This window comes from Mycobacteroides salmoniphilum (genome assembly GCF_004924335.1).
GTDB classification, from domain to species: domain Bacteria; phylum Actinomycetota; class Actinomycetes; order Mycobacteriales; family Mycobacteriaceae; genus Mycobacterium; species Mycobacterium salmoniphilum.
The window spans coordinates 2,841,826-2,866,026 of sequence record NZ_CP024633.1; the positions used below are offsets into that span (position 1 = coordinate 2,841,826).

24 protein-coding genes are annotated in these 24,201 nt (G+C 65.0%); 10 read left to right on the plus strand and 14 right to left on the minus strand.

What is annotated here, in order from left to right; all coding sequences use genetic code 11:
• The first annotated feature begins 45 nt into the window (after positions 1–45).
• Positions 46–732 (plus strand): iron-dependent transcriptional repressor DtxR, encoded by a 687-nt coding sequence (locus DSM43276_RS14075; protein WP_078326661.1) that lies wholly within the window; start codon positions 46–48, stop codon positions 730–732.
• Here DSM43276_RS14075 and DSM43276_RS14080 read toward each other — a convergent pair.
• Positions 729–1,787, minus strand: coding sequence for a DUF4192 domain-containing protein (locus DSM43276_RS14080; protein WP_078330088.1), 1,059 nt, complete (start codon positions 1,785–1,787; stop codon positions 729–731). The two genes, DSM43276_RS14075 and DSM43276_RS14080, sit on opposite strands and share 4 nt — an antisense overlap.
• Positions 1,788–2,050: 263 nt before the next feature.
• On the opposite strand from DSM43276_RS14080, the gene DSM43276_RS14085 reads away from it, so the two are divergent.
• Together DSM43276_RS14085 and DSM43276_RS14090 are read left to right on the plus strand one after the other, a co-directional pair.
• Positions 2,051–3,238 carry an N-acetyltransferase DgcN family protein gene (locus DSM43276_RS14085; protein ID WP_078330089.1) on the plus strand — a complete coding sequence of 396 codons (1,188 nt, stop codon included), beginning with the start codon at positions 2,051–2,053 and terminating at the stop codon, positions 3,236–3,238.
• Positions 3,235–4,320, plus strand: coding sequence for an alanine/ornithine racemase family PLP-dependent enzyme (locus DSM43276_RS14090; protein ID WP_078330090.1), 1,086 nt, complete (start codon positions 3,235–3,237; stop codon positions 4,318–4,320). The genes DSM43276_RS14085 and DSM43276_RS14090 overlap by 4 nt, the downstream gene beginning before the upstream one ends.
• A 48-nt stretch (positions 4,321–4,368) precedes the next feature.
• Here DSM43276_RS14090 and DSM43276_RS14095 read toward each other — a convergent pair whose 3' ends face one another.
• Positions 4,369–5,103, minus strand: a complete 735-nt coding sequence (locus tag DSM43276_RS14095; protein ID WP_078330091.1) for a hypothetical protein — start codon at positions 5,101–5,103, stop codon at positions 4,369–4,371.
• 123 nt (positions 5,104–5,226) lie between these two features.
• Here DSM43276_RS14095 and sthA point away from each other — a divergent pair, with 123 nt between their 5' ends.
• The 4 genes from sthA (at position 5,227) to DSM43276_RS14115 (ending at position 9,702) form a co-directional block, all read left to right on the plus strand.
• On the plus strand, positions 5,227–6,675 hold the full coding sequence (gene sthA / locus DSM43276_RS14100) for a Si-specific NAD(P)(+) transhydrogenase (RefSeq protein WP_078330187.1): 1,449 nt from the start codon (positions 5,227–5,229) through the stop codon (positions 6,673–6,675).
• Positions 6,676–6,821: 146 nt separating this feature from the next.
• A complete protein-coding gene (locus tag DSM43276_RS14105) occupies positions 6,822–7,805 on the plus strand; it encodes a proteasome assembly chaperone family protein (RefSeq protein WP_078330092.1) in 984 nt (327 codons plus the stop codon).
• A 54-nt stretch (positions 7,806–7,859) separates the two neighbouring features.
• Complete coding sequence (locus DSM43276_RS14110) at positions 7,860–8,933, plus strand: alpha/beta fold hydrolase (RefSeq protein ID WP_078330093.1); 1,074 nt, start codon at positions 7,860–7,862, stop codon at positions 8,931–8,933.
• Between the two features lie 85 nt (positions 8,934–9,018).
• The gene (locus DSM43276_RS14115) at positions 9,019–9,702 is read left to right on the plus strand and encodes a PhzF family phenazine biosynthesis protein (RefSeq protein WP_078330094.1); all 684 of its coding nucleotides are present in this window, start codon (positions 9,019–9,021) and stop codon (positions 9,700–9,702) included.
• Positions 9,703–9,726: 24 nt separating this feature from the next.
• Here the strand turns inward: DSM43276_RS14115 and nrdR are convergent, their stop codons facing one another.
• Positions 9,727–10,191 (minus strand): transcriptional regulator NrdR, encoded by a 465-nt coding sequence (nrdR, locus tag DSM43276_RS14120; protein WP_078310959.1) that lies wholly within the window; start codon positions 10,189–10,191, stop codon positions 9,727–9,729.
• A gap of 130 nt (positions 10,192–10,321) precedes the next feature.
• Complete coding sequence (locus DSM43276_RS14125; protein WP_078330095.1) at positions 10,322–10,831, minus strand: LysM peptidoglycan-binding domain-containing protein; 510 nt, start codon at positions 10,829–10,831, stop codon at positions 10,322–10,324.
• A 229-nt stretch (positions 10,832–11,060) separates the two neighbouring features.
• On the opposite strand from DSM43276_RS14125, the gene lexA reads away from it, so the two are divergent.
• The gene (lexA, locus tag DSM43276_RS14130; protein WP_078326669.1) at positions 11,061–11,735 is read left to right on the plus strand and encodes a transcriptional repressor LexA; all 675 of its coding nucleotides are present in this window, start codon (positions 11,061–11,063) and stop codon (positions 11,733–11,735) included.
• Here lexA and DSM43276_RS14135 read toward each other — a convergent pair.
• A complete protein-coding gene (locus tag DSM43276_RS14135) occupies positions 11,732–12,277 on the minus strand; it encodes a GNAT family N-acetyltransferase (RefSeq protein ID WP_078330096.1) in 546 nt (181 codons plus the stop codon). The genes lexA and DSM43276_RS14135 overlap by 4 nt on opposite strands.
• Before the next feature lie 6 nt (positions 12,278–12,283).
• On the minus strand, positions 12,284–13,438 hold the full coding sequence (locus tag DSM43276_RS14140; protein WP_078330188.1) for an acyl-CoA dehydrogenase family protein: 1,155 nt from the start codon (positions 13,436–13,438) through the stop codon (positions 12,284–12,286).
• Between the two features lie 110 nt (positions 13,439–13,548).
• Here DSM43276_RS14140 and DSM43276_RS14145 point away from each other — a divergent pair, with 110 nt between their 5' ends.
• The gene (locus DSM43276_RS14145) at positions 13,549–15,840 is read left to right on the plus strand and encodes a molybdopterin-dependent oxidoreductase (protein ID WP_412458672.1); all 2,292 of its coding nucleotides are present in this window, start codon (positions 13,549–13,551) and stop codon (positions 15,838–15,840) included.
• Here the strand turns inward: DSM43276_RS14145 and hflX are convergent.
• The 5 genes from hflX to DSM43276_RS23945 all read right to left on the minus strand — a co-directional run bounded on the left by hflX (position 15,837) and on the right by DSM43276_RS23945 (position 19,946).
• Positions 15,837–17,234: a GTPase HflX gene (gene hflX, locus DSM43276_RS14150; RefSeq protein ID WP_078330097.1), complete on the minus strand. Its 1,398-nt coding sequence runs from the start codon at positions 17,232–17,234 to the stop codon at positions 15,837–15,839. The two genes, DSM43276_RS14145 and hflX, sit on opposite strands and share 4 nt — an antisense overlap.
• Before the next feature lie 79 nt (positions 17,235–17,313).
• On the minus strand, positions 17,314–18,210 hold the full coding sequence (gene dapF, locus DSM43276_RS14155) for a diaminopimelate epimerase (protein ID WP_078330098.1): 897 nt from the start codon (positions 18,208–18,210) through the stop codon (positions 17,314–17,316).
• Positions 18,207–19,139: a tRNA (adenosine(37)-N6)-dimethylallyltransferase MiaA gene (miaA, locus tag DSM43276_RS14160; protein WP_078330099.1), complete on the minus strand. Its 933-nt coding sequence runs from the start codon at positions 19,137–19,139 to the stop codon at positions 18,207–18,209. The genes dapF and miaA overlap by 4 nt, the downstream gene beginning before the upstream one ends.
• On the minus strand, positions 19,136–19,807 hold the full coding sequence (locus tag DSM43276_RS14165; protein ID WP_078330100.1) for a class III extradiol ring-cleavage dioxygenase family protein: 672 nt from the start codon (positions 19,805–19,807) through the stop codon (positions 19,136–19,138). The genes miaA and DSM43276_RS14165 overlap by 4 nt, the downstream gene beginning before the upstream one ends.
• 4 nt (positions 19,808–19,811) lie before the next feature.
• Complete coding sequence (locus DSM43276_RS23945; protein ID WP_267899826.1) at positions 19,812–19,946, minus strand: hypothetical protein; 135 nt, start codon at positions 19,944–19,946, stop codon at positions 19,812–19,814.
• Positions 19,947–20,164: 218 nt separating this feature from the next.
• Between DSM43276_RS23945 and DSM43276_RS14170 the strand changes: the two genes are divergently transcribed.
• Positions 20,165–21,427, plus strand: a complete 1,263-nt coding sequence (locus DSM43276_RS14170) for a DUF349 domain-containing protein (RefSeq protein ID WP_211196731.1) — start codon at positions 20,165–20,167, stop codon at positions 21,425–21,427.
• Here DSM43276_RS14170 and DSM43276_RS14175 read toward each other — a convergent pair whose 3' ends face one another.
• The 3 genes from DSM43276_RS14175 to DSM43276_RS24015 form a co-directional block, all read right to left on the minus strand.
• Positions 21,428–22,042, minus strand: a complete 615-nt coding sequence (locus DSM43276_RS14175; protein ID WP_078330101.1) for an Rv2732c family membrane protein — start codon at positions 22,040–22,042, stop codon at positions 21,428–21,430.
• Positions 22,039–23,565, minus strand: coding sequence for a tRNA (N6-isopentenyl adenosine(37)-C2)-methylthiotransferase MiaB (gene miaB, locus DSM43276_RS14180; protein ID WP_078330191.1), 1,527 nt, complete (start codon positions 23,563–23,565; stop codon positions 22,039–22,041). The genes DSM43276_RS14175 and miaB overlap by 4 nt, the downstream gene beginning before the upstream one ends.
• 79 nt (positions 23,566–23,644) lie before the next feature.
• Complete coding sequence (locus DSM43276_RS24015) at positions 23,645–24,115, minus strand: hypothetical protein (protein ID WP_078330102.1); 471 nt, start codon at positions 24,113–24,115, stop codon at positions 23,645–23,647.
• Between the last annotated feature and the right edge of the window lie 86 nt (positions 24,116–24,201).

The window sequence follows — 24,201 nt, forward strand, 5'->3', positions numbered from 1 at the left end:
ACGTTGTAGGTCGGTAGACTGAGCACGACCGTAAGGGGCCGAGTAGTGAACGATCTTGTCGATACGACAGAAATGTATCTGCGGACGATCTACGACCTTGAAGAAGAGGGCGTCGTGCCGCTGCGGGCGCGTATCGCCGAACGGCTGGAGCAGAGCGGGCCGACCGTCAGTCAGACGGTGGCGCGGATGGAGCGCGACGGCCTGTTGAACGTCGCCGGAGACCGCCACCTTGAACTCACCGATAAGGGCCGCGCACTCGCGGTGTCGGTGATGCGCAAGCATCGGCTGGCCGAATGCCTGCTGGTCGACATCATCGGACTGCCCTGGGAGGACGTACACGCCGAGGCGTGCCGCTGGGAGCACGTCATGAGCGAGGACGTCGAGCGCCGACTGCTCACGGTGCTCAACAACCCGACCACCTCGCCGTTCGGTAACCCCATTCCCGGGCTGTCCGAGCTGGGTGTCGCCGCCAACCGGTCCGAAAACGCGAGCGCGGTGCGGCTCACCGAGATTGCCGGGGGCTCACAGGTTGCCGTGGTGGTGCGCCGCCTGGCTGAGCACGTCCAGGCCGATACCGATCTGCTGACGCGTCTCAAGGACGCCGGCATCGTGCCCAATGCGCGCGTCACCGTGGAGTCCTCCCCCGAGGGCGTCATCATCGTCATTCCCGGTCACGAAAGTGTCGAGCTGCCCCACGAGATGGCTCATGCCGTCATGGTGGAGAAGGTCTAGCACCCTCCTCCGGATCCCTGGATGCTCCTGGGCGGCAAGCTGATACCCAACTCATGGGCGAGCCGGAAACCAGTGTCGGCCAGGGTGCGAATCTCATCGGGGCGCATACCCGCACGCAGCGCAGACATCAGCAGCTGCCCCAAACGATGCTCCGGCTCGACGATCAGCGCCGCCTCCAGAGCGACACCGGCCAGCGGACCGTCGCCCCGCACATAGGCGCTGAAGCCAAACAACACCAACGCCGCCGCGCGCCAGGGGGCAGGCAGCAGTCGACTCAGCGCCAACCACAACCGCTCCACATCATCGGCCAGCACGCCGACAGCCAAGGCACACACTGTGTCTCGAACACGCACCACCGTCAGCGAGCGAGCGATGCTCAGCAGCTCACGGTTGGACAGTGGACGGAATTCTGCCGTCCGGCACGCCGCCCGCATCACTCGATTCACGGCGCGCCGGTCCGCTGCGGCGTCGTCGGCCTGCCCCCGCGGCGGGCGCCGCAAGGATGCGGCCAGCGCACAGGTGCGGCGAGTGTCCGTGGGAGCGATCAGCGCCACGAGGTCCTCTCGGCGGCGGTGCACCGTCCTGCCTGCCAGTACCGCGGCGGCGGTCAGCGGTGAGCAGTCCGGATCGTCGACGGGGCCGCCGGCACCACATCCGTCGTAGCAGCGCCACCATCCCTGCGGAGACACCCGGTCCACCGTGTGGCCGGCGATCAACGAAATACCTTGATGCTCAAGATGTCTGGCCAACCGACGGATGATGTCGCCGGACTCCCGTTCACCCAGATCCGCGCTGATAACCACCGCGATCACCGCGTCGGCCGGCCCGGGACCCAACACCTCCGCCAGTATCGCGAGCGCCGCGTTGTCGGGGTCGTCCAGATCGTCCAGATCCCTGCGCAGTATCGCCTCGACCAGCCCATCGGCAAGCGTGACGACGACGAGGGAATCTTCGGGAATGAACCCCAACATCGCCGGTAGTGCGGCAATCAGGGCGGAGGGCCGGTTCAATCGAAAGTCGGGGCGACCGGGGGTCCCGGGAATCAGCGATGTCATGCCCGCACCGTGACAGCGAGGACCGTCATCGCCCCGACGGTGACCTCGCGTTATGACGGCGCATACGGAGCTCTGTGGATACCACCGCAATTGTGTACAAGACGCCCATGGCTGCCGGCGGACACAGGACAATCACTGCGGATCGGGTACCATTTAACATGTCGGTAATCTTGCCGACCCTCAGGGCAGACCACTCGCTGGACGTTGGGCTCACCGCCCCGCCTCGATCCCGTCGCCTTCTCTGAGACTTCTCAGAGGATCCCATGTCTTCACTCGCAAGCGGTACACCCTTTCTCGATGCCTCCGAACGGAGCGAAGGGGTCCTTCCGGCAGCCCCCTTCGCGCTGCCTACTGGTTCCACCGCGATCGTCTACTGCGAGGGTCAGTTCGGGGAGCAGGACGGCAAGACCGCCAACGGCCTGGTCCGGCACTCGGAGAAGTACGAGATCCTCAGTGTCATCGACAGCCTCCGGGCCGGAGTAGATGCCGGGAAATTCCTGGATGGCACCGCGAACGGCATCCCGGTGCTGGCGTCGCTCGCCGAGTCCATCGCTCACGCCGGCCACGTACCTGACTACCTGATCTGTGGGCTGGCGCCTGCCGACGGCCTACTGTCGAGCGCGCAGCGGGTCGTGTTGCTCGACGGCATCGCCCGCGGCATGCACATCATCAACGGCCTGCACGAGTTCCTCAACGACGATGCCGAATTCGCGGCGGCAGCGGTCATCGCCGGCGTCACCATCACCGATGTACGCCGACCGAAAGAAAAGCGCGACCTACACCTGTTCTCCGGCCGGATCTTCGACGTCACCTGCCCCAGGATCACGATCCTGGGAACGGACGGGGCGATCGGGAAGCGCACCACCGCCACCTTGCTGGTCCAGGCGCTGAACGCGCGCGGCATCAAGGCGGTCATGGTCGGCACCGGTCAAACCACCTTGATCCAGGGCGGGAAGTACGGCGTCGCGCTGGATGCGCTGGTCCCCCAGTTCTGCTCGGGCGAGGTCGAGCACCAGGTCGTCGCCGCGTTCGAGGGTGAGAACCCTGACGTGATCGTGGTCGAGGGGCAGGGCGCGCTCAGCCACCCCGCGTACATCACGTCGGCGCACATCCTGCGTGGCAGCCGCCCGGCCGGCGTCATCGTGCAGCACGCGCCTAAGCGCAAGGTGCTCGGCGACTTCCCGATGGTGCCGATGCCGACCGCCGCCAGCGAGATCGCACTGATCGAGGCGTTCGCCGATACCCGCGTCATCGGGGTCACGATCAACCACGAGGAAATGACCGAAGACGAGCTGAACGACGCGATTTCCGAGCATCATTCGGCGCTCGGCCTCCCGGTGACCGATCCTCTGACGCGCCCTTCCTCGGATCTGGTCGACATGGTCCTGGCGGCCTTCCCCGCGCTCGCGGCAAAGCTCGCAGGGAAAGCCGACACGACAACCCCCGTGTGACACTTCGGCTCGAGACCGATCTGGGCAAGCTCGAGCAGAACACCCGGATCCTGGTTGACCGGCTCGCCTTGACGGGCATCCGGGTCACGGGGATCACCAAGGCCGTGTTGGGCTCGCCGGCAGTCGGCGCAGCGATGCTGCGTGGCGGCGCCCGTGGCCTCGGCGACTCCCGAGTTTCGAATCTCGCTCGGCTGTCGGCGCTCGACCGATTACCGCTGCGCACATTGATCCGTTCACCCATGCTCAGCCAGGTGGCGCGGATCGTTGACGTCGCCGATATCAGTCTGAATACCGAGGCCGTCGTGCTGGCGGCGCTCGATCAGGCCGCGTCCCAGCAGAAGCGGATGCACGCCGTCGTACTCATGGTCGAGTTAGGTGACCTGCGCGAGGGCATTGCGCCCGCCGACGCCCCCGAGGCCGTGCGAGCAGTCCTCGGCCACTCTTCGCTACGGCTCGTCGGGCTCGGCGCCAACCTCGCTTGTCAGAACGGTGTGGTGCCTGACGACCGGAACATGGGCATCCTCACCGGGCTCGCCAACGACATCGAGACACTGCACGGGATTTCGCTCGACGTGGTCTCAGGCGGCAACTCGGCGAACCTGAACTGGGCGCTGCACACCCACGACGTCGGCCGGATCGACGAACTTCGACTCGGCGAAGCCATCCTTCTCGGCGTCGACCCGCTGTATCGGACACCGATCCCCGGCCTGCACACGGACGCCTTCACCTTGAGCGCCGAGGTCATCGAGGTCGCCATGAAACCGGCTCAACCCTGGGGACATCGCGCTCAGGCGGCCTTCGGCGTGGCGCCGGTCCGCACCGGCAGCGTGACCGTGCACCAAGCAATCCTGGCCCTCGGTCGCCAGGATGTGGACCCCGATGGCCTGCAGCCACCCGAGGGCATCACGATCCTCGGGATGAGCAGCGACCACCTGGTGGTCGACCTCGGTGATCACTCCGTCGCGGTCGGCGACGAGATCGATTTCGGTGTCGGCTACGGCGCGCTCGTGCGGGCGATGACGTCACCCTTCGTCACCAAGATCGAGCACCTTGGCCGTTCCGTCGCGCCCGGGGCGGCTTAGGCGCCAACACCGATCCACGACGGATACGACCGCACCGCCAACCACTGATCAGCGGAAGTTGTCGTGCACCTTGAGTACTGCGGCGGTGAAGGCCTGATCCAGAAGCACCGCGTCGGGTTCGGTGCCCTGAAAAGTCATGTAGGTGGCCTGTATTCGAATATCGGCGATCTGCGCGATAAGCGACAAGGTCGTTTGTGTGCCGCTACGCGCCACGGCCGGTGCCACCGTTTGATTCACCGCAACCGAATCATCGGCATTGATGGGCGGAGCCACTGCCTGAGAAGCCGTTACCGTGCTCGGGATCTGATCCGGACCGGTGAAGGTGAACGAGGCGCAACTCTCCAGCTGGGTCTTGTACGTGGCCAGCGGCAGCGGCACACGAAGCACCGCCACCGTGATGGTCGAATTGTCAGAGTCGTTGGTGCCCACCGCCACCGCCGCATCCTGCGGCACGGCCGGGACGGGCGCAGGTGCGCAGGTACTCGGGGCCACCGTCGCCGCGTCGGGCACACCCCGGATGTCGCGGAGCGCAAGTCCGGCCGCATGCGGGTCGAGCGTGGTGGCGGGGTACTGGTGCGGGAAATCTGCCGGGGCCAGCAGCAGCGGGCCCACTGGACCCGTCGGCGCCTGAAGGGCCGTCGTGGTGGCGGTCAGCGGGGGCGACGCACCACCGGATGCCTCCACGGCCGAGCCGTCGATCGCCCGTGTGCACGCGGGAGCCGTCACGGCGCAGCATCCAGCCACAACCATCGTCGCTACCAGCCGCGATGCCGCCACGGTCACATGCTGCCATCGGCACACCCAGGGCCCGAGGAGGCGCGCGCGAGATTCGGCAGGGACAACTGTTCATGTGGCTGTGACACGCACGGCATGCGCGATTCGGTGAATCAGCGTATGAGTACAACCATGACCAACGGTCTTCGCCCAAGCGGCTCATCCGCGGCCGACACTCCCACATACGACCTCGTCGTCATCGGCTCCGGTCCCGGCGGCCAGAAGGCCGCCATCGCCGCCGCCAAGCTGGGCAAATCGGTGGCGGTGATCGAGCGTGACAACATGCTCGGCGGTGTCTGTACCAACACCGGAACGATCCCGTCCAAGACGCTGCGCGAGGCCGTGCTCTACCTGACCGGCATGAACCAGCGCGAGCTGTACGGCGCGAGCTACCGGGTGAAGGCCAACATCACCCCCGAGGATCTGCTGGCGCGCACCGAGCACGTCATCCGCAAGGAGATCGAGGTGGTGCGCGCCCAGCTGCTGCGCAACCGCATTGATTTGATTACCGGCATCGGGCGGTTCGCCGATGAGCACACCGTCATCGTCGAGGAAACCTCCCGTGGCGAGCGCACCACCCTGCATGCCGATTACGTCGTGCTGGCCACCGGCACGAAACCCGCCCGTCCTTCAGGTGTGGCCTTCGACGAGCGACGAGTCCTCGACTCGGACGGCATCCTGGACCTGCGCTTCATCCCGGTATCGATGGTTGTGGTCGGCGCGGGCGTCATCGGAATCGAGTACGCCTCCATGTTCGCCGCTTTGGGCACCAAGGTGACCGTGGTGGAGAAACGCGACTCGATGCTCGACTTCTGTGATCCCGAAGTCGTTGAGGCCCTTCGCTTTCACCTGCGGGACTTGGCAGTGACGTTCCGCTTCGGCGAGGAGGTCACCACCGTCGACGTCAATGACTCCGGCACCATGACCACCTTGGCCAGCGGCAAGCAAATCCCCGCCGATACCGTGATGTACTCCGCGGGGCGACAGGGTCAGACCGATCAGCTCGACCTTGCTCGGGCGGGCCTCGAAGCCGACAACCGCGGCCGGATCTGGGTCGACGCGAATTTTCAGACCAAGGTCGATCACATCTACGCGGTGGGCGACGTGATCGGCTTCCCGGCGCTGGCAGCCACCTCGATGGACCAGGGCCGCCTGGCGGCGTACCACGCGTTCGGCGAGCCCTCGAAGGGCATGACCGATCTGCAGCCCATCGGGATCTACTCGATCCCCGAGATGTCCTATGTGGGTGCCACCGAGGTTGAACTCACCAAGAACGCGATTCCCTATGAGGTGGGAGTCTCGCGTTACCGCGAGCTGGCGCGCGGACAGATCGCCGGGGATTCCTACGGCATGCTCAAGCTGCTGGTGTCCACCGAGGATCTCAAGCTGCTCGGGATACACATCTTCGGCTCCGATGCCACCGACCTGGTCCACATCGGACAGGCCGTCATGGGCTGCGGCGGTACCGTCGAGTACCTGGTCGACGCGGTTTTCAACTACCCCACGTTCTCCGAGGCGTACAAGGTCGCCGCGCTCGATGTGATGAACAAGATTCGCGCACTCAACCAGTTCAAGGCCTAAGAGATTTCGCGTTGGGCGAATACCGTCCGCCCTCCTGAAGAAACAGGAATTCGCATCCCGCCTGGGCCGTTGAGGCAGTAGGTACATTCGCCGTTTGCCTGCTGGTAAGGGACACTGGTGGGACGAGGGCGCGAAGGGAGGCGAACATGGCAAGCAGTAGTGACGGAGAGCCGCAGCCGTACAGACCGGATCAGAGCGGCATGTACGAGTTGGAATTTCCGGGGCCCCAGCTGGCGTCCGCCGACGGGCGCGGCCCGATTCTGGTGCACGCGTTGCAGGGCTTCTCCGACTCCGGCCATGCCGTGAAGCTGGCCGCGGCGCATCTGCGCGACACACTGGAGAGCGAGCTGGTTGCGTCGTTCGCCATCGACGATCTGCTCGACTACCGGTCGCGCCGGCCGGTGATGACGTTCAAGAGCGATCATTTCACGGAGTACGCCACCCCCGAGCTCAACCTGTACGCACTCAAGGACACCAAAGGCACGCCGTTTCTGTTACTGGCCGGCCTGGAGCCGGATCTGAAGTGGGAACGGTTCGTCACGGCGATCCGACTGCTGGCCGAGCAGCTCGGTGTACGCAAGACCATTGGGCTGGGCGCAATTCCGATGGCGGTTCCGCACACTCGCCCCATCACCCTCACCGCCCACGGCAACGACCGCAAGACGCTCGATGAGCATCCCGGCTGGATCGATGAGGTTCAGGTGCCGGGCAGTGCATCGAACCTGTTGGAGTACCGGCTGGCCCAACATGGCCACGAGGTCATCGGGTTCGCCGTCCACGTTCCGCATTACCTGGCACAGACCGACTACCCGGAGGCCTCACAACGCCTGCTGGAGGAAGTGGCCAGGACCGGCGAGCTGGATCTTCCGCTGCAGGAGCTCACCGAGGCTGCAGGCAAGGTGCGAAACCAGATCAACGAGCAGGTGGAAGGCAGCGAGGAAGTGGCCCAGGTGGTCCATGCGCTGGAACGCCAATACGACGCCTTTGTCTCGGCGCAGGAGAACCGCTCGTTGCTGGCACGAGACGAGGACTTGCCGAGCGGCGACGAGCTTGCCGGAGAATTCGAGAGATTCCTCGCCGAACAGGCCAAGTTCGGTGAGGATCCGTCCGCCGACGGCCCGATTCTCTAGTCCGGTTATGCGCTCGCCGCGCCAAATTTGCCGCGACGGGTCAAGATACTTCACATGAATCCACCACCGAGGCTCCTGCGTCCGGTGCCGGATACCGAGCACGCCGACGGTGACGACACGGTCCAACCCACTTCCGATACGACAACGCGACCCCGGATGGCGTTCCGCACCATCCACGGTTATCGGCGCGCCTTCAGAATTGCGGGATCGGGACCTGCGCTGCTGCTGATCCACGGGATCGGCGACAACTCGGCCACCTGGGACAGCGTGCATGCACAGCTCGCCGAGCATTTCACCGTGATCGCCCCGGACCTGCTGGGCCACGGGCAGTCCGACAAGCCGCGCGCCGACTACTCGGTGGCGGCCTACGCCAACGGGATGCGGGACCTGCTGGCCGTACTGGATATCGACAAGGTCACCGTGGTCGGGCATTCGCTGGGCGGCGGCGTCGCGATGCAATTCACCTACCAGTTCCCCCATCTGGTCGAGCGACTCATTCTGGTCTCGCCGGGCGGGGTGACCAAGGACGTCAACATCGTATTGCGTTGCGCATCATTGCCCTTCGTCGGAGATGCGCTCGGGCTACTCAGGCTACCGCTGGCGATGCCGATGATCCGGCTCAGCGGAGCGGTGGCCCGCGCGACGCTGGGGCGGGCGGGAATGGCCCGCGACATCCCCGATGTGCTGCGCGTTCTCGCAGATCTGCCCGAACCCCGGGCCTCGGCCGCCTTCACCCGGACACTGCGCGCCGTGGTTGATTGGCGCGGCCAGGTAGTAACCATGCTGGACCGATGTTATTTGACTGAATCTGTTCCTGTGCAGCTCATTTGGGGCAGCGATGATCTGGTAATCCCCGTCAGCCATGGCCATCTGGCCCACGCCGCGATGCCCGGCGCAACACTGGAGATCTTCGACCGCTCCGGACATTTCCCGTTCCACGACGACCCCGAGCGATTCATCGCCGTCGTTCGCCAATTCATCGCCTCCACCGAGCCCGCCGAATACGACGAGGATGAATTGCGCCGATTGTTGCGCACCGGGGTCACCGAAGGCACGATCAGCGGGGCCGCGCGTACCCGGATGGCGGTGCTCGATGCCATGGGCACAGACGAACGCAGCGCCACCTAGCCACGAGAGCTCAAGCGCTACCAGAGGTTTGCGCAATTCGCGGGGTACTTGAGTGCGCGGCGCGCGGGAGACGTAGAGTCGAAGAATGAGCGTTGATGTCGCGGTTGTTCGCGTATTCACCGACCAGACAGGCAACTTCGGCAATCCTCTGGGGATCGTCAACGGCACCGACGTCGCCGCGGCGGACCGCCAGGAGATCGCCACCCGGTTGGGTTTCAGTGAGACGGTTTTCGTCGATCTTCCCGCCGAGGGGTCCAACACCGCGCATCTGCGGATTTTCACCCCGGCGGCCGAACTGCCCTTCGCCGGACATCCGACGGTGGGATTGGCGTGGTGGCTGCGCGAACGCGGAACACCGGTCAACACCCTTCAAGTTCCCGCGGGCGTGCTCCAGGTCAACTACGACGACCGCACCTGGATCCGAGCCCGGTCCGAATGGGCCCCGGAGACCGATTTCCACGAGCTGGGCTCCCCCAGTGACGTGGATGCCGCCGATCCCGCCGACTACGCGGACGAACTGCTGCATTGCGTATGGGCGTGGCAGGACCGCACCGCGAATCTGGTGCGATCACGGGTGTTCGCCTTTGACCTGGGCGTCAACGAGGACGAAGCGACCGGATCTGTTGCGGCACGGATGACCGACTTGTTGAGCCGTGACCTGATCGTCCATCAGGGCAAGGGCTCGCAGATTCTTACGCAGTGGAGCCCAGAGGGCTGGGTGACGATCGGTGGCCATGTCGTTGCCGATCAGTCCTTGACCTTGAACTAGCAGCGCATCGACCTCGGCCGGGCGTCAGGATCCTGTCGGTGCGTCCCGGTGCGCGCGCAATGCGGCGATCTCACGTTCGAAGTCATCGGCGGAACTGAATCCGCGATACACCGAGGCGAAGCGCAGATATGCGACCTCGTCCAGATCGCGTAGCGGGCCGAGGATGGCCAGGCCCACCTCGTTACTGGGAATCTCCGGGGACCCGGCGGCTCGGACGGCATCTTCGACCTGCTGGGCAAGCAGATTCAGCGCATCATCGTCGACATCGCGGCCCTGACAGGCCCGGCGCACGCCCTTGATGACCTTGTCGCGACTGAACGGCTCGGTGACACCGCTGCGCTTCACAACGGCCAGCACCGCGGTCTCGACGGTGGTGAAACGACGGCCGCACTCCGGGCACGATCGCCGTCGACGTATTGCCTGACCCTCATCCGCTTCACGGGAATCGACAACACGCGAGTCTGGATGACGGCAGAACGGACAGTGCATTACTGCTCCTTCGCCGGTTCTGGACTCCAAGTCACTGGGCTGGGTGGGCTGACACACAGCGCAGCGCGCCCAGACCGGTCTCGAGGATACCCGTGCTCCCACACGTTCGAAGGTCACGCCCGTTCGCCGATCAGCCGACCGGAGAAACCAGCGTCTGACCGGCTTGTACTGTCGCCGAGCCGAGTTCATTGAGTTCACGGATCTTGGACACCACCGCCGAGCGCGGGGCATCCGGCGCGACACGCGAGGCCACGTCGGCCAGGGTCTCTCCGGGAGCCACCTGGACGACCGCCACGCGCTCCGGCACACCAACTCCCCCGACCCCGGCCGCACTGACCTGGCCGAGCATCAGCAGCCACATCGTCGCCACCGCAGCACCCACCGAGACAACAATCGTCGCCTTGAGACTCACCGGGCGACGACCATGCGCCCGATGCGGCACTGTCGAGACCCGGATCCCGGTGCCCCGGTACGCCGCCGGCCGGCCGGCGGGCCGGCGATAGGCGACGGTGCGCACCGGCAGCGCCCGACGCTGAGTCAGCGGATACTCCGCGCTGTAGGCACGTGCCTGCGGGGCGCCATCGCGTGACGCGTACTCGGCAGCGCGAGTACGCGGTGTGGTGAGAACGTTTGTGCTCATCTGTATGCCCTTCCTGTCCTGTCGATCGGGAGGCCCGTTCGCTCTTATGTTCGAATGTACTCGATCATGTGTTCGATGTCCGAACATGTGATCGATTTGTAGCATCCGTCACCGACAAGTGGTCTTGAGCTGCATAAACGCCACCCGCAACCGCCGCATCCGGCGCTATTCGCGACACGCATCGAACACATGTTTGATAAATACCGTCGACAGGTCTAGATTCGGGCCCATGAGCGACACACCCAGCAAGGGACCCGCCACCGGTTCACTGACCGAGCGCCAGCGGACCATCCTGGAGGTCATCCGCGCATCGGTGAATGAGCGGGGTTACCCCCCGAGCATCCGCGAAATCGGAGATGCCGTGGGACTTACCTCGACATCGTCGGTCGCCCATCAACTACGCACCCTCGAACAGAAGGGCTTCCTGCGGCGTGATCCGAATCGTCCACGCGCCGTTGACGTTCGAGGAATCGATGATTTCCGCAGTCCCTCGGCGACCACCGATGTGGCCGGTTCCGGCGACCTGCCCGAGCCGACTTTCGTGCCCGTCCTGGGCCGTATCGCCGCCGGTGGTCCCATCCTGGCCGAGGAGGCCGTAGAGGATGTGTTCCCGCTCCCCCGCGAGCTGGTGGGCGAGGGATCGCTGTTCCTGCTCAAGGTGGTCGGCGAATCAATGATTGACGCCGCGATATGCGATGGCGACTGGGTGGTGGTCCGCCAGCAGAATGTCGCCGACAACGGCGATATCGTGGCGGCGATGATCGACGGTGAGGCGACCGTCAAGACATTCAAGCGGACAACGGGTCAGGTCTGGCTGATGCCGCACAACCCACTGTTCGAGCCGATCCCCGGAAATGACGCCGCCATCCTCGGCAAGGTCGTCACTGTCCTGCGCAAGCTCTAGCCGTCACCCGGCGGCGGCCCGGGTGCGGAATCATCGTCTACACGGCCATCGAGGGATGGCAAAAACAGCTGGAAGTGCGCCACGTCGTGCCAGCTGCCCAACTTATAGCCGATCCGCCGGTAGCATGCGACCTGCTCGAATCCCATTGCCCCGTGCAGCTTTTCACTCGCCGCATTGGGTACCACGACAACGGCCAGCACTGTGCGATAGCCGAGGCAGCGCAGCCGGTCGAGCAGTGCCGTGTACAACTGGCGGCCCGTCCCGCGCTGCTGCCGGGTGCCGTCCACATACACACTGACCTCGCACGCCCACTGATAGGCGGTCCGTGATTTCCACGGCACCGCGTAGGCGTAGCCGACGATCTCACCGCCATCTTCGGCGACAAGCCAGGCATGCCGGTGGGCCGCCGTGCGGATACGTTCGGCAAGAACAGCATCCGACGGCGGCACCTCCTCGAACGAGATAGGCGTATCCGTGACATACGGCGCATAGATCGCCGCACAGGCGGCCGCGTCATCGGCAGCCGCGTCGCGAATGATCATGAGGCGCTAGAGCGAGCGCCCGATGATCTCCTTCATGATCTCGGTGGTTCCGCCGTAGATCGTCTGGATACGCGAGTCCATGTACGCCCGGGCAACCGGGTACTCGCGCATGAAGCCATATCCACCGTGCAGCTGCAGGCAGCGGTCGATCAGGTGGACCTGCTTTTCGGTGCTGTACCACTTGGCCATCGCGGCCTGCTCGACGCTCAGTTCCTTCTTGTTGAGCAGCGTGATGAACTCGTCGACCATGATCCGGATCATCGTGGCATCGGTGGCAAGCTCGGCCAGCACAAAGCGGCTGTTCTGGAAGCTCTTGATGGGCTTGCCGAACGCCTTACGCTCGGATGTGTACTGGATAGTCGCCTCAAGCATGGTTTCCATCGCCGCGGCCGCTACGACGGCAATGGACATGCGTTCCTGGGGCAGGTTCTGCATGAGGTAGATGAAGCCCTGGCCCTCGTCACCCAGCAGGTTGGCGGCGGGCACCCGGACATCGGTGAAGGACAGCTCGGCGGTGTCCTGTGCATCAAGGCCCATCTTGTCGAGCTTGCGGCCGCGCTCAAAGCCCTCCATGCCGCGTTCCACGACGATGAGGCTGAAGCCCAGCGCACCCTTCTCGGGATCGGTCTGTGCGACCACGATGACCAGGTCGGCGTTAATGCCGTTGGTGATGAAGGTCTTGGACCCATTGAGAATGTAATGATCGCCGTCCTTGACCGCGCGGGTCTTGATGCCCTGCAGGTCGCTTCCGGTGCCCGGCTCGGTCATGGCGATGGCGGTAATCAGCTCACCGGAACAGAAGCCCGGGAACCAGCGGGCCTTCTGCTCGTCGTTAGCCAGATCCCGGAAGTACGGACCCGCGACATCGTTGTGCAAAGTGAAACCAATACCCGACTGGCGAGCCTTGGTGATCTCTTCGCCGATGATGCCGTTGTAGCGGAAATCGACGAGTCCACCGCCGCCGAACTCCTCGGGCATGTCAGTGCCCAGGAAGCCCTGTTTGCCCGCCTCGACCCAGAGAGAGCGATCGACGATCTTGTTCTCGTCCCACTCCTCCCGGTACGGCTCGGCATGCCGTTCCAGGAAGGTCTTGAACGACTCGCGGAACAGTTCGTGCTCGGGTTCGAAAATGGTGCGTTTGAACTTGACGGCGCCGGCCATGATCACCTTCCGGTTTGGGTTTACGTACTCGGCAGAATGTATACCAACCCACTGGTCGGTTGGTACTCGCCTACCTGGTTTCGACGGACAGAAAGCCTAGGCTGACTGGGGTGACCAAGCTGGCACTTTCACATACTCACTGGGGTGCGTTTACCCCCGAGGTCCGCGACGGAGAAGTGATCGGGGTCACACCCATCCCGACTGATCTGGACCCCTCCCCGCTGCTGCAGAACATTCCCGGTTCAATCCGCCACCAGGCCCGAGTGACCGCGCCATCCGTACGCCGTGGCTGGCTGCGCGACGGGCCGGGCCCCAGCGCAGCGCGTGGCTCCGACGAGTACGTCGAGGTGTCCTGGGAGGAGCTCACCGAACTGCTGGCCGACGAACTGCGGCGGATCGTCGATACCCACGGCAATGAAGCCATTTACGGCGGCTCATACGGCTGGGCCAGCGCGGGACGGTTCCATCACGCTCAGAGCCAGGTACACCGGTTCTTGAAACTGCTTGGTGGGTACACCTTTTCACGTCATTCGTACAGTCTGGGCGCAACCGGCGTCATCATGCCGCACGTCGTAGGCACCCACGACGGGCTGTTCAAGAGGTCGACGTCGTGGGATGTCATCGTCGAGAACACCGATCTCCTGGTCTCATTCGGCGGTATCGCCCTGAAGAACACCGGCGTCAACCATGGCGGCACCACCGCGCATCCGGCTCGTGACGCCCTCGACAGGTTCCGCGCCCGCGGCGGGCGCATCGTCTCGTTCAGTCCGCTGCGCGACGACATAGACGGCGAATGCGAGTGGCACGCACCTGTTCCCGGGACGGACGTCGCGGTCATGCTCGCCCTGGCCCATGTGTTGGCCGTGGAAGGTCTGGCGAATCTGACCTTCCTTCGCACCTACTGCACCGGTTACGAACGATTCGAGCGCTACCTCCTGGGCATCGACGACGGTGTGCCCAAAAGTCCGGAATGGGCGGCGAGCATCAGCGCTCTGAACGCTGACGAGCTGCGCACACTGGCGCGGCGCATGGCGGCCGGGCGCACCCTGGTGACGGTCAGCTGGTCGCTGCAACGGGTGCGCCACGGCGAACAGGCCCCGTGGATGGGGCTCACCCTGGCCGCGATGCTCGGTCAGATCGGTCTTCCCGGAGGCGGTTTCGGCCACGGCTATGGCTCGATGAACGAGGCGGGACTGGCCCCGGTCAGCTGCCCACTGCCAACCTTCCCCCAGGGGCCCAACCCGGTGGAGACGTTCATCCCGGTGGCGGCCATCAGTGAGCTGCTGCTGCGGCCCGGCGAGACGCTGGCCTACAACGGCCAGACACTCACGCTGCCGGACATCAAATGCGTCTACTGGGCGGGCGGAAATCCGTTCCACCACCATCAGAACCTGCCGCGACTGCGCCGCGCGCTGGCATGCGTCGACACCGTCGTGGTGCACGATCCGGTGTGGACGGCGATGGCCAAGCACGCCGATATCGTGGTGCCCTCTACCACCAGCCTGGAGCGCGACGACTTTTCCGGAAGCCGCAACGACCCACTGCTGGTGGCGATGAAGGCCGCGGCACCGCCGTATGCCAACTCGCGCGATGACTACACGACATTCTCGGCGCTCGCCCAAAGGCTGGGGTTCGGCGAGCAGTTCTCCGAGGGGCGCACCGCCGCGCAGTGGCTCCGCCACATCTACACCGAATGGGCCGGGGCCCGCGATTTCGCGGTGCCAGACTTCGACGACTTCTGGGAGCAGGGCTACCTGCAGTTGCCGACCGATCCCGGTCTGACTCTGCTGTCGGACTTCCGCGACAACCCAGACGCGCACCCGCTGCACACTCCGAGCGGGCGCATCGAGATCTTCTCGGAAATCATCGACGGTTTCGGATACGCCGACTGCGGCGGCCACCCACAGTGGTACGAGCCCGCAGAGTGGCTGAACGGCGAACGTGCCCAAAGCTTCCCACTGCACCTGATTGCCAATCAGCCGCGGACCCGACTACACAGCCAGCTCGATTTCGGCGGCACCAGCCAGGCCTCGAAGGTTCAGGGACGCGAACCCATCCGCATGCATCCTGCCGACGCCGCCGAACGTGGCATCGCGGACGGCGACGTGGTGCGCGTGTTCAACGACCGCGGCGCCTGCCTGGCCGGGGCGGTTCTCGACGAAGGACTGCGGCGCCAGGTGGTGCAGCTGGCCACCGGTGCGTGGTACGACCCGATCGATCCGTCCGATCCAGATTCGCTCTGCGCACACGGCAATCCCAATGTCTTCACCGACGACTCGGGAACCTCGTCCTTGGCACAGGGTTGCACCGGTCAGCACGTACTAGTGCAGATCGAGCGGTTCGAGGGACCACTGCCTCCGGTGCGGGCGCACATCCCGCCGCGGCTCGTTCCGCGCGATTAGAGCCCGGCGAGGAGGGCGGCCAGCGCCCGCGGCACCCTGCCCACCACGCGCGTGCCCTCTGCCAGATGTTCGGTGGAGTGCACCTGACCCTCGGTATGGATTCGGGCCACCAGTTCACCGCGGTCGTAAGGGATGACCACGTCGACGGGCACATCTGCGCGGGGCACCGTCTCGGCGATGGCCGCGCGAAGCTTGGCGACCCCGTCACCGGTGTGCGCCGACACGAACAGCGCATGGGGCAGTGCGCGACGCAGCTGCGCCAAGGCAAGATCACCCGCTGCGTCGATCTTGTTGATCACCAACAGCTCCGGTGCCGCCGATGAGTCGTGGTCGGCGACGACGTCGCTGATCACCGCGCGCACCGCCTCGATCTGGGCCAGCGGCGCCAGATCGGAGCCATCCACCACGTGGACGAGCAGGTCCGCGTCGGCCACCTCTTCCAGGGTGGACCGGAAGGCCTCCACCAATTGGGTGGGCAGGTGCCGCACGAAACCGACGGTGTCGGTGATGACGAATTCGCGTCCGTCGTCAAATGTTCCACGTCGCGTTGTCGGTTCGAGTGTGGCGAACAACGCATCCTGAACCAGCACTCCGGCACCGGTGATCGCATTCAGCAGGCTCGACTTACCGGCGTTGGTGTAGCCGACGATGGCGATCGACGGAGCATCACTCTCGAGTCGACGGCTGCGCTTGGTGTCACGAACCGTCTTCATTTCACGGATCTCGCGACGCAGCTTGGACATGCGTTCGCGGATCCGGCGCCGGTCGGTCTCGATCTTCGTCTCACCGGGGCCACGGGTACCCACGCCGCCACCGGCGCCGCCAGCACGGCCACCGGCCTGGCGGGACATGGATTCACCCCAGCCACGCAGCCGCGGCAGCATGTACTCCATCTGCGCCAGGGACACCTGTGCCTTGCCTTCGCGGCTGGTGGCGTGTTGGGCGAAGATATCCAGAATCAGCGCGGTGCGGTCGATGACCTTGACCTTCACCGCCTTCTCCAGCGCTACCAGCTGTGCCGGGCTGAGTTCACCGTCGCAGATCACGGTGTCGGCACCAGTGGCCAACACGATCTCACGCAGCTCGATCGCCTTGCCAGATCCGATATATGTTGCCGGATCGGGTTTTTGACGGCGTTGAATCAACGCTTCGAGCACCTCGGACCCGGCGGTCTCGGCGAGCGCCGCGAGTTCAGCCATGCTGACGTCGGCCTCATGCGAGGTCCCGTCGGTCCAGACGCCTACCAGCACAACCCGTTCCAGGCGCAGCTGCCGGTACTCGACCTCGGTGACGTCCGCGAGTTCGGTGGAGAGCCCCGCCACACGTTTGAGTGCGGCGCGGTCTTCGAGGGCAAGTTCACCGTCTGTGGGTGTCGGAAAGGATGTCGAATTCATGTCTCTGCTGTCTGCTCTTCGCGCACGTCGCTCATCGCGCACCGATGCTCCCACCTGTGGCTCATCGATCGCATCCCAATTATCCGCAGGAACCAATGCCGCCCCACCATTCATCGGAGATTTCGCCGTCGGCCAACAGCATCGAAGGCCCGCGCAGGAAGCTGGACTCACCGGTGATCGTCACCCGGACCTGCCCACCGGGGATGTTGACCACAATCTCGCCGGCCGACCGTCCAAGGTGCCGCAGTGCCGCATAGGCGGCCGCCACGGTTCCTGTTCCGCAGGAACGCGTCTCACCAACACCGCGTTCATGGACCCGCATTTGCACCGCGCCGACGGCACCGTCGGGGCCGTTCACGGGGGCCGTCAGCACCTCGATGTTGACCCCGTCGGGAAATAGCGCTTGGCTAAATTCCACGTGAGCACCGACGTCGAGCATGCGCAGATCCTCGGCGGTCAGATCGGCGTCCACACAGGCCAGATGCGGATTTCCCACATCGATGGCCAGCCCGGAGAATCGCCGGCCGCCGACACTCGCCTCGCCGGCCCCGAACTCCTTAACCGGCCCCATGTCAACGGTCACGTCGGCCGCGAGCTGGCTCCAGGAATTGATAATCACCGGCCGCGGTCCGGCCAGTGATGCGACAACGAACTCGTCGCGGTGTTCCAGCCCCACCGACCGCAGATAGTGCGCGAACACCCGGACACCGTTCCCGCACATTTCGGCGATCGAACCGTCGGCGTTGCGGTAGTCCATGAACCAATCTTCACTGCTCACACCGGCCGGCTTCTCGGCCAGCACCTCGCCCTCGAGGGCAGCGCCCACGGTGGTCACGCGCAGCACACCGTCGGCACCAAGACCGCGTTGCCGGTCACACAACGCCTGGACGGCGGGAACCGTCAGATCCCGTTTGATGTGGATGTCCGGCAGCACCACGAAGTCGTTCTGGGTGCCGTGGCCCTTGGTGAACTTCACGTATTCGAGGATAGGCGCCACCGCGACTCGATTTCGCCGCAGAGTCCGGCTGCGTCGCCGTCGCTGCCTGCCAGCCACATGATGCGGTGATCGCGACCAAACCACGATCGCTGACGGCGTACATAGCGCCGGGTGCCGATGAAGGTCAGTTCACGCGCCTGCGCCAGCTCACCGGCGCCTCCCCCGGCATCCAGCGCCGCAATCACCTGGGCATATCCGATGGCCCTCGACGCGGTAACACCGTCACGCAGGCCGGCACCCAGCAGCTGCTCGACCTCCGTGACAAATCCTTGCTCGAACATCAGATCTGTGCGCCGCGCGATCCGTTCATCGAGTTTCTCCGTCTCCCAGTCCAATCCCACGATCAATGTGTCCCACCGTGGAGAGCCGATAGTCGGCGCCGACGCGGCGAACGGCTGCCCGGTAAGTTCGATCACCTCCAGCGCCCGCACCGTGCGACGCCCGTCGGTAGGCAGGATGACCGCGGCCGCCGCCGGGTCGCGCGTGGCGAGTTCGGCGTGTAACGCGGCGACTCCAATCTCCGCCAGCCGCTGCTCCCAGCGCGCCCGCACCTGCGCATCCGTCGCGGGAAACGTCCAATCATCAAGCAAGGATTGGATATACATCATCGATCCGCCGACGATCACGGGCACATGTCCTCGCGCCCGGAGGTCATCGATGGCCGCAACGGCCTCCTGTTGATAGGTCGCGACGGTGGCGGTCTCGGTCACCTCGAGCACATCGAGCATGTGGTGTGGAATGCCCCGGCGTTCAGCCTTCGGCACCTTGGCTGTGCCGATATCCATACCGCGGTACAGCTGCATCGCGTCGGCGTTGACGATCTCGCCATCCAGTCGCTCGGCGAGCTCCAAGGCGAGGGCCGATTTGCCGGTGGCGGTGGGGCCGATGACGGCGATGGGTCGCATCACGACACCTGCCAGGTGCCCGCGAAGTACCCAACCCCGTACGGAGATCCTTGGTAAAGGCACCGAGCCTGGACGGCGTCCGAACCCACCAATCCGGCAAGTGCCCGGTAGACGGCACCCCCGGTGATGACGTCGGACAGGCCGCGCAGTGACGCCACATCTCCCCGCGCGAGCGCGTCGACAAGTCTCTGCTGTGCGGCCGCGGCCTCGGGCCGATAACCCCCGGGCGCCTTGTCGGTGAGGGTGTTGGCACCGTCGGCGATGACGAGTACACCCGGGGGCATCGGCAACGCCTCGATCTCCTCACGCAATGCCCGCCCACAGGCGGCACCGTCTGCGCCGGAGACACCGACAAGTCGCACCTGTACCTCCGCGGCCGCCACACGTGCGCGTAACCAGCCGGCGATGAGCGCCGGCAGCGGCAGTTCGACGGCGCCGGCGGGCATCGGCGAGAGCGAAACACGCACGTCAACCCCGTACCCGGCGAATGTGCCCGACGCGTCGCTGCCATACCGGCCATCCCCCGCTCCGATCGCGATCCATCGGGTGGGCAGGCTTCGCACCGCCGTGATCGCGGCCTCACGCAGGTCAGCGGTTTCGTAGGCAACCTCACCGCCCAGCTCGGGCACCAGCAGCGGGGTCGACGGGCAGATCGCTATCGAAAGATCCACGACGCTAGGTCACCTTTGGGCTGGAGGGCGCAGTGTCCAGCGAGCCCAGCCCCAGCGCAGCGGCCTGGATGACGTCGCCAGATGCGACGCACCCGGCAGCTCCGACGGCGAGGGCCGACGCGATATCCGCCTTGGACATCGCGGCCTCCTCGCGGAATCATCTGGCATATGTTCGCCCGTGCGGCGATGACACCTGTTTGAATGAACGGTGTAGTGAGCTTAGGGCGCCGTGTTGCGCGGCAACAATTGTAGGAAGAGGTTTCGATGCCGGATCAGTCATCACAGCAAGAGAACGTTGCTCCCGCCCACCAGTCCGGAGCTGCCCCCGTCCCCCGGCCGGGGCCGAAACCTCATCCGATGCCGCGGCGTCCCGCGGCATCGGCGCCCGCTCCTGCGGCCCATCATGTTGATCCGCACAAGTTCGGCCGCGTGGATGACGACGGCAGCGTCTGGCTGATCACGTCCGCCGGTGAGCGTCAGATCGGGTCGTGGCAGGCCGGAGATGCCGACGCGGCGTACACGCATTTCGGCCGCCGATTCGAAGACCTCGAGACGGAGATCCAGCTGCTGGAATTGCGGCTCGGCTCTGGTTCCGGCGACGCGCGCAAGATCAAGACCGCCGCGGAGCATCTCGCGGAGACGCTGCCCACCGCGTCCGTCCTCGGCGATGTGGACTCGCTCTCGGCGCGGCTGACGGCACTCCTGGAGTCCGCGGACGCCCAGGCCGCCGCCGCGCGCGTACAGCGCGATGAGGCCCGTTCAGCGAGTATCTCCCGCAAGGAAGAACTCGCCGCCGAGGCCGAGGAGATCGCGAACAATTCCACACAGTGGAAAGCTGCCGGTGATCGGATCCGGGTCATTCTGGACGAGTGGAAATCCATCCATGGCGTCGACCGCAAGACCGACGATGCCCTGTGGAAGCGGTATTCGGCGGCGCGCGAGACGTTCAATCGCAGGCGCGGCGCGCATTTCGCCGAACTGGATCGCGAACGCGCCGGGGCACGGGAGAAGAAGGAAGACCTGTGCAAGCAGGCCGAGGCACTCTCCGATTCCACCGACTGGGGTGCAACCGCAGGGGCATTCCGGAATCTGCTGAACGACTGGAAGGCCGCCGGTCGGGCTCCCCGGGAGACCGACGACAATCTGTGGCACCGCTTCAAGGCCGCTCAGGACAAGTTCTTCGCGGCCCGCAACGCCGAATCCGCCTCCCGCGATGCCGAATTCGTGGCCAACGCGGACGCCAAGCGTGCATTGCTGGTCGAGGCCGAGAAGATCGATCCGGAGACCGATGTGGATGGCGCCCGGGCTGCGCTGCGGGCCATCGGCGACAAGTGGGATGCCATCGGGAAGGTGCCGCGTGAACAGCAGCCCGATCTGGAACGGCGACTGCGCGCGATAGAGAAGAAGGTGCGCGACGCCGGCGAATCCGGCTGGGGCGACCCCGAGGCGGAGGCACGCGCCGAGCAGTTCCGCGTCCGCGCACGCCAGTTCGAAGAGCAGGCCGCCAAGGCAGAGGCCGCGGGCAAGACCAAGGATGCCGAAAAAGCTCGTGCCAGCGCCAAGCAGTGGCAGGAATGGGCCGATGCCGCGGTGGCCGCGGTCAAGAGCCGATCGCGCTAGTTACTGCGCGTCCCCGTCTTCCTCGAAGGCGTCGTCGAGGAAGGTGCGCTGATCGCGCTTGGCGGCCTCACGCCGCTCCTGTTCGGCCGCCAGCTGCACCGAGGTACGTGACCACACGACACGTGCCCAGTGAAAGGTCAACAGAATGACGGCGATCCAGGCGACCACCAAACCGATCCCCGGTCCGGGATGTCCGGCTCCGGCGGTCTGACGGGTCCAAATCGCGAGCATGCCAATCACACTGGCGACGAACGAACCCGCCAGCGCGATCCAGGACAGCACCCATCGGCGAGTCAGTAACGCCAGCATGGAAAACCCGACACCGAAGACCATCGCGAGCCATACGAAGATCCGGGACGGCACCCGCACCGATTCCTGGTCCGCTATCGCTCCGTTGAGCAGAACATCGAATCCCCGGGCATGTCCGGTGTGCGGCAGTACGAATGTGAGAAGCAGCGCGAAGACAAGGACGGCCACCACGAGGGCGCGGGCACCCGGATCGATCTCTCCGGCGACCTTCTTCTCGGCCGCGTCGATATCCCTGCGGAACTCCTCGAAATCCCTGCGGAACTCCTCGAACTCGGCGTCTTCTTTTCCGGATTCCGCGTCACTCATAGCCCGCACCCTGCAACCTCAATCTGCTCTGCCGCCTTCGGGACTCCAATGGCCGGCATACCCAGGCCGATTCCCGATGTAGACGGCTTCTTGCCGGTTTCGTGTGCATCACCGGCCCGGGTGCGCCGATGGCTGAGCACTCCCCCGTCGGCGATCAGGTGATGCGGCGCCGCGCCGGTGACGTCGACGGTGATGACATCGCCGGGACGCAACTCGCCGTCCAGCTGTCCTTGCGGCCGGAAGTGCACCAACCGGCCGTCACGGGCACGTCCGCTCATGCGCGCGGTCTCGCCGTCTTTACGGCCTTCGCCGGTGGCGATCAGCACCTCGATCTGTCGACCGATCTGCTTCTGATTCTCTTCCAGCGTGATGGATTCCTGCAGCACGATGAGCCGGTCATAGCGTTCCTGCACAACGGCTTTCGGCAGCTGATCAGGAAGCTCGGCCGCCGGTGTCCCCGGCCGGATCGAGTACTGGAAGGTGAACGCGCTGCAGAAGCGTGCGCGACGCACAACCTCAAGTGTCTGCTCGAAGTCCTCTTCGGTCTCGCCGGGGAATCCGACAATGATGTCGGTGGTGATGGCGGCGTCCGGCATGACCGCACGTACCTTGTCGATGATCGATAGGAAGCGCTCGGACCGGTATGACCGGCGCATCGCCTTGAGGACGCGATCAGAACCGGATTGCAGCGGCATATGCAGCTGGGGGCACACGTTCGGGGTCTGTGCCATGGCCTCGATGACGTCATCGGTGAATTCAGCGGGATGTGGAGAGGTGAATCGCACCCGCTCCAGCCCCTCGATGCGGCCGCAGGCGCGCAGCAGATCGGCGAAAGCGCCGCGATCGCGGGCAATGTCAGGATCGGCGAAGTTGATGCCGTAGGCGTTGACGTTCTGACCGAGCAGCGTCACCTCCAGCACACCCTGCTCCACCAGCGCCTGCACCTCGGCGAGGATGTCGCCGGGACGCCGATCGATCTCTTTGCCCCGCAAAGAGGGAACGATACAAAAGGTGCAGGTGTTGTTGCAGCCCACCGAAATCGACACCCAGGCCGCGTAGGCCGATTCGCGAGTCGCGGGCAGTGCCGACGGAAAGTGTTCGAGGGCCTCGACGATCTCGACCTGGGCCTCGTTGTTGTGACGCGCACGTTCCAGCAGCGTGGGCAGCGATCCGATGTTGTGAGTGCCGAAGACGACGTCGACCCACGGCGCCTTCTTGAGCATGCCCTCGCGGTCCTTCTGAGCGAGACAGCCGCCGACGGCGATCTGCATGTTCGGGTTGGCGGCCTTGCGCGGCGCGAGGTGGCTGATATTTCCGTACAGCTTGTTATCGGCGTTCTCACGCACCGCGCAGGTATTGAAGATGACGATGTCGGCGTCGGTGCCGTCGGGGGCCTTGACATATCCGGCCGCATCCAGGAGGCCCGACACCCGCTCGGAGTCGTGCACATTCATCTGGCAGCCGTAGGTGCGGACCTGGTACGTCCGGACCGCCGATGCATCGGAAGTCACGGTACTGGTCACCGGCTTATGGTACGTGCCCCCGCTCAGGTGGTTTCCGTCGCCGATGGGCGAGGTTTCCACCACCGTTCTTTCATCTCTTTCATCGCGCCTCGCGCTCCGGCACATGCCAGCCCCGCCACCAGTCGTCGATGCTGCAGACGGCGTTCACGCCTATCCAGATCCACCAGCCGGCCCACAACCACGATTCGGGGAGTCCAGGCTCGGCCAATGCTTCGAGAACACAGAGCACCACGACACTCGCGATGAGCACGTTGACGACCGCGAACGAGGTATCTCGCCTGGGCCGGGGCCGCTCGAGAATCTCGTTGTCGCGTAGATGCCGCCCTGCATCGACCGTCACCTGCCTCGATGGGGTGACTAAACGCATTAGCGAGCTGGGCAGAATAAACAACCCGCAAACCAGCCCAAAACTTGCCATAACCCAGACACCTGTAGTTGCCCCGTTGATCACCGCAGCCACGAAAGATGCGATGAACAGAACAGATGTGAGGACTCTTGCAAACGCCTTGATTCGCGGGCCTTCAACGGAAGGCCGCCGTCGCGTCCGCATGACCCCAGTATTACAGGTGTTTGCTGCGCCATGCCATCCGGTCCACCGGATCACATGCCGTCGAATGAGCGGACCCATGCGTTCCA

Bases quoted from the DNA above. Each gene is read 5' to 3' on its own strand.
- DSM43276_RS14080 (WP_078330088.1), bottom strand. From the start codon at position 1,787: ATGACATCGCTGATTCCCGGGACCCCCGGTCGCCCCGACTTTCGATTG.
- DSM43276_RS14085 (WP_078330089.1), top strand. From the start codon at position 2,051: ATGTCTTCACTCGCAAGCGGTACACCCTTTCTCGATGCCTCCGAACGG.
- sthA (WP_078330187.1), top strand. From the start codon at position 5,227: ATGACCAACGGTCTTCGCCCAAGCGGCTCATCCGCGGCCGACACTCCC.
- DSM43276_RS14105 (WP_078330092.1), top strand. From the start codon at position 6,822: ATGGCAAGCAGTAGTGACGGAGAGCCGCAGCCGTACAGACCGGATCAG.
- DSM43276_RS14110 (WP_078330093.1), top strand. From the start codon at position 7,860: ATGAATCCACCACCGAGGCTCCTGCGTCCGGTGCCGGATACCGAGCAC.
- DSM43276_RS14115 (WP_078330094.1), top strand. From the start codon at position 9,019: ATGAGCGTTGATGTCGCGGTTGTTCGCGTATTCACCGACCAGACAGGC.
- nrdR (WP_078310959.1), bottom strand. From the start codon at position 10,191: ATGCACTGTCCGTTCTGCCGTCATCCAGACTCGCGTGTTGTCGATTCC.
- DSM43276_RS14125 (WP_078330095.1), bottom strand. From the start codon at position 10,831: ATGAGCACAAACGTTCTCACCACACCGCGTACTCGCGCTGCCGAGTAC.
- lexA (WP_078326669.1), top strand. From the start codon at position 11,061: ATGAGCGACACACCCAGCAAGGGACCCGCCACCGGTTCACTGACCGAG.
- DSM43276_RS14135 (WP_078330096.1), bottom strand. From the start codon at position 12,277: ATGATCATTCGCGACGCGGCTGCCGATGACGCGGCCGCCTGTGCGGCG.
- DSM43276_RS14140 (WP_078330188.1), bottom strand. From the start codon at position 13,438: ATGGCCGGCGCCGTCAAGTTCAAACGCACCATTTTCGAACCCGAGCAC.
- hflX (WP_078330097.1), bottom strand. From the start codon at position 17,234: ATGAATTCGACATCCTTTCCGACACCCACAGACGGTGAACTTGCCCTC.
- DSM43276_RS23945 (WP_267899826.1), bottom strand. From the start codon at position 19,946: ATGTCCAAGGCGGATATCGCGTCGGCCCTCGCCGTCGGAGCTGCCGGG.
- DSM43276_RS14170 (WP_211196731.1), top strand. From the start codon at position 20,165: ATGCCGCGGCGTCCCGCGGCATCGGCGCCCGCTCCTGCGGCCCATCAT.
- DSM43276_RS14175 (WP_078330101.1), bottom strand. From the start codon at position 22,042: ATGAGTGACGCGGAATCCGGAAAAGAAGACGCCGAGTTCGAGGAGTTC.
- DSM43276_RS24015 (WP_078330102.1), bottom strand. From the start codon at position 24,115: ATGCGGACGCGACGGCGGCCTTCCGTTGAAGGCCCGCGAATCAAGGCG.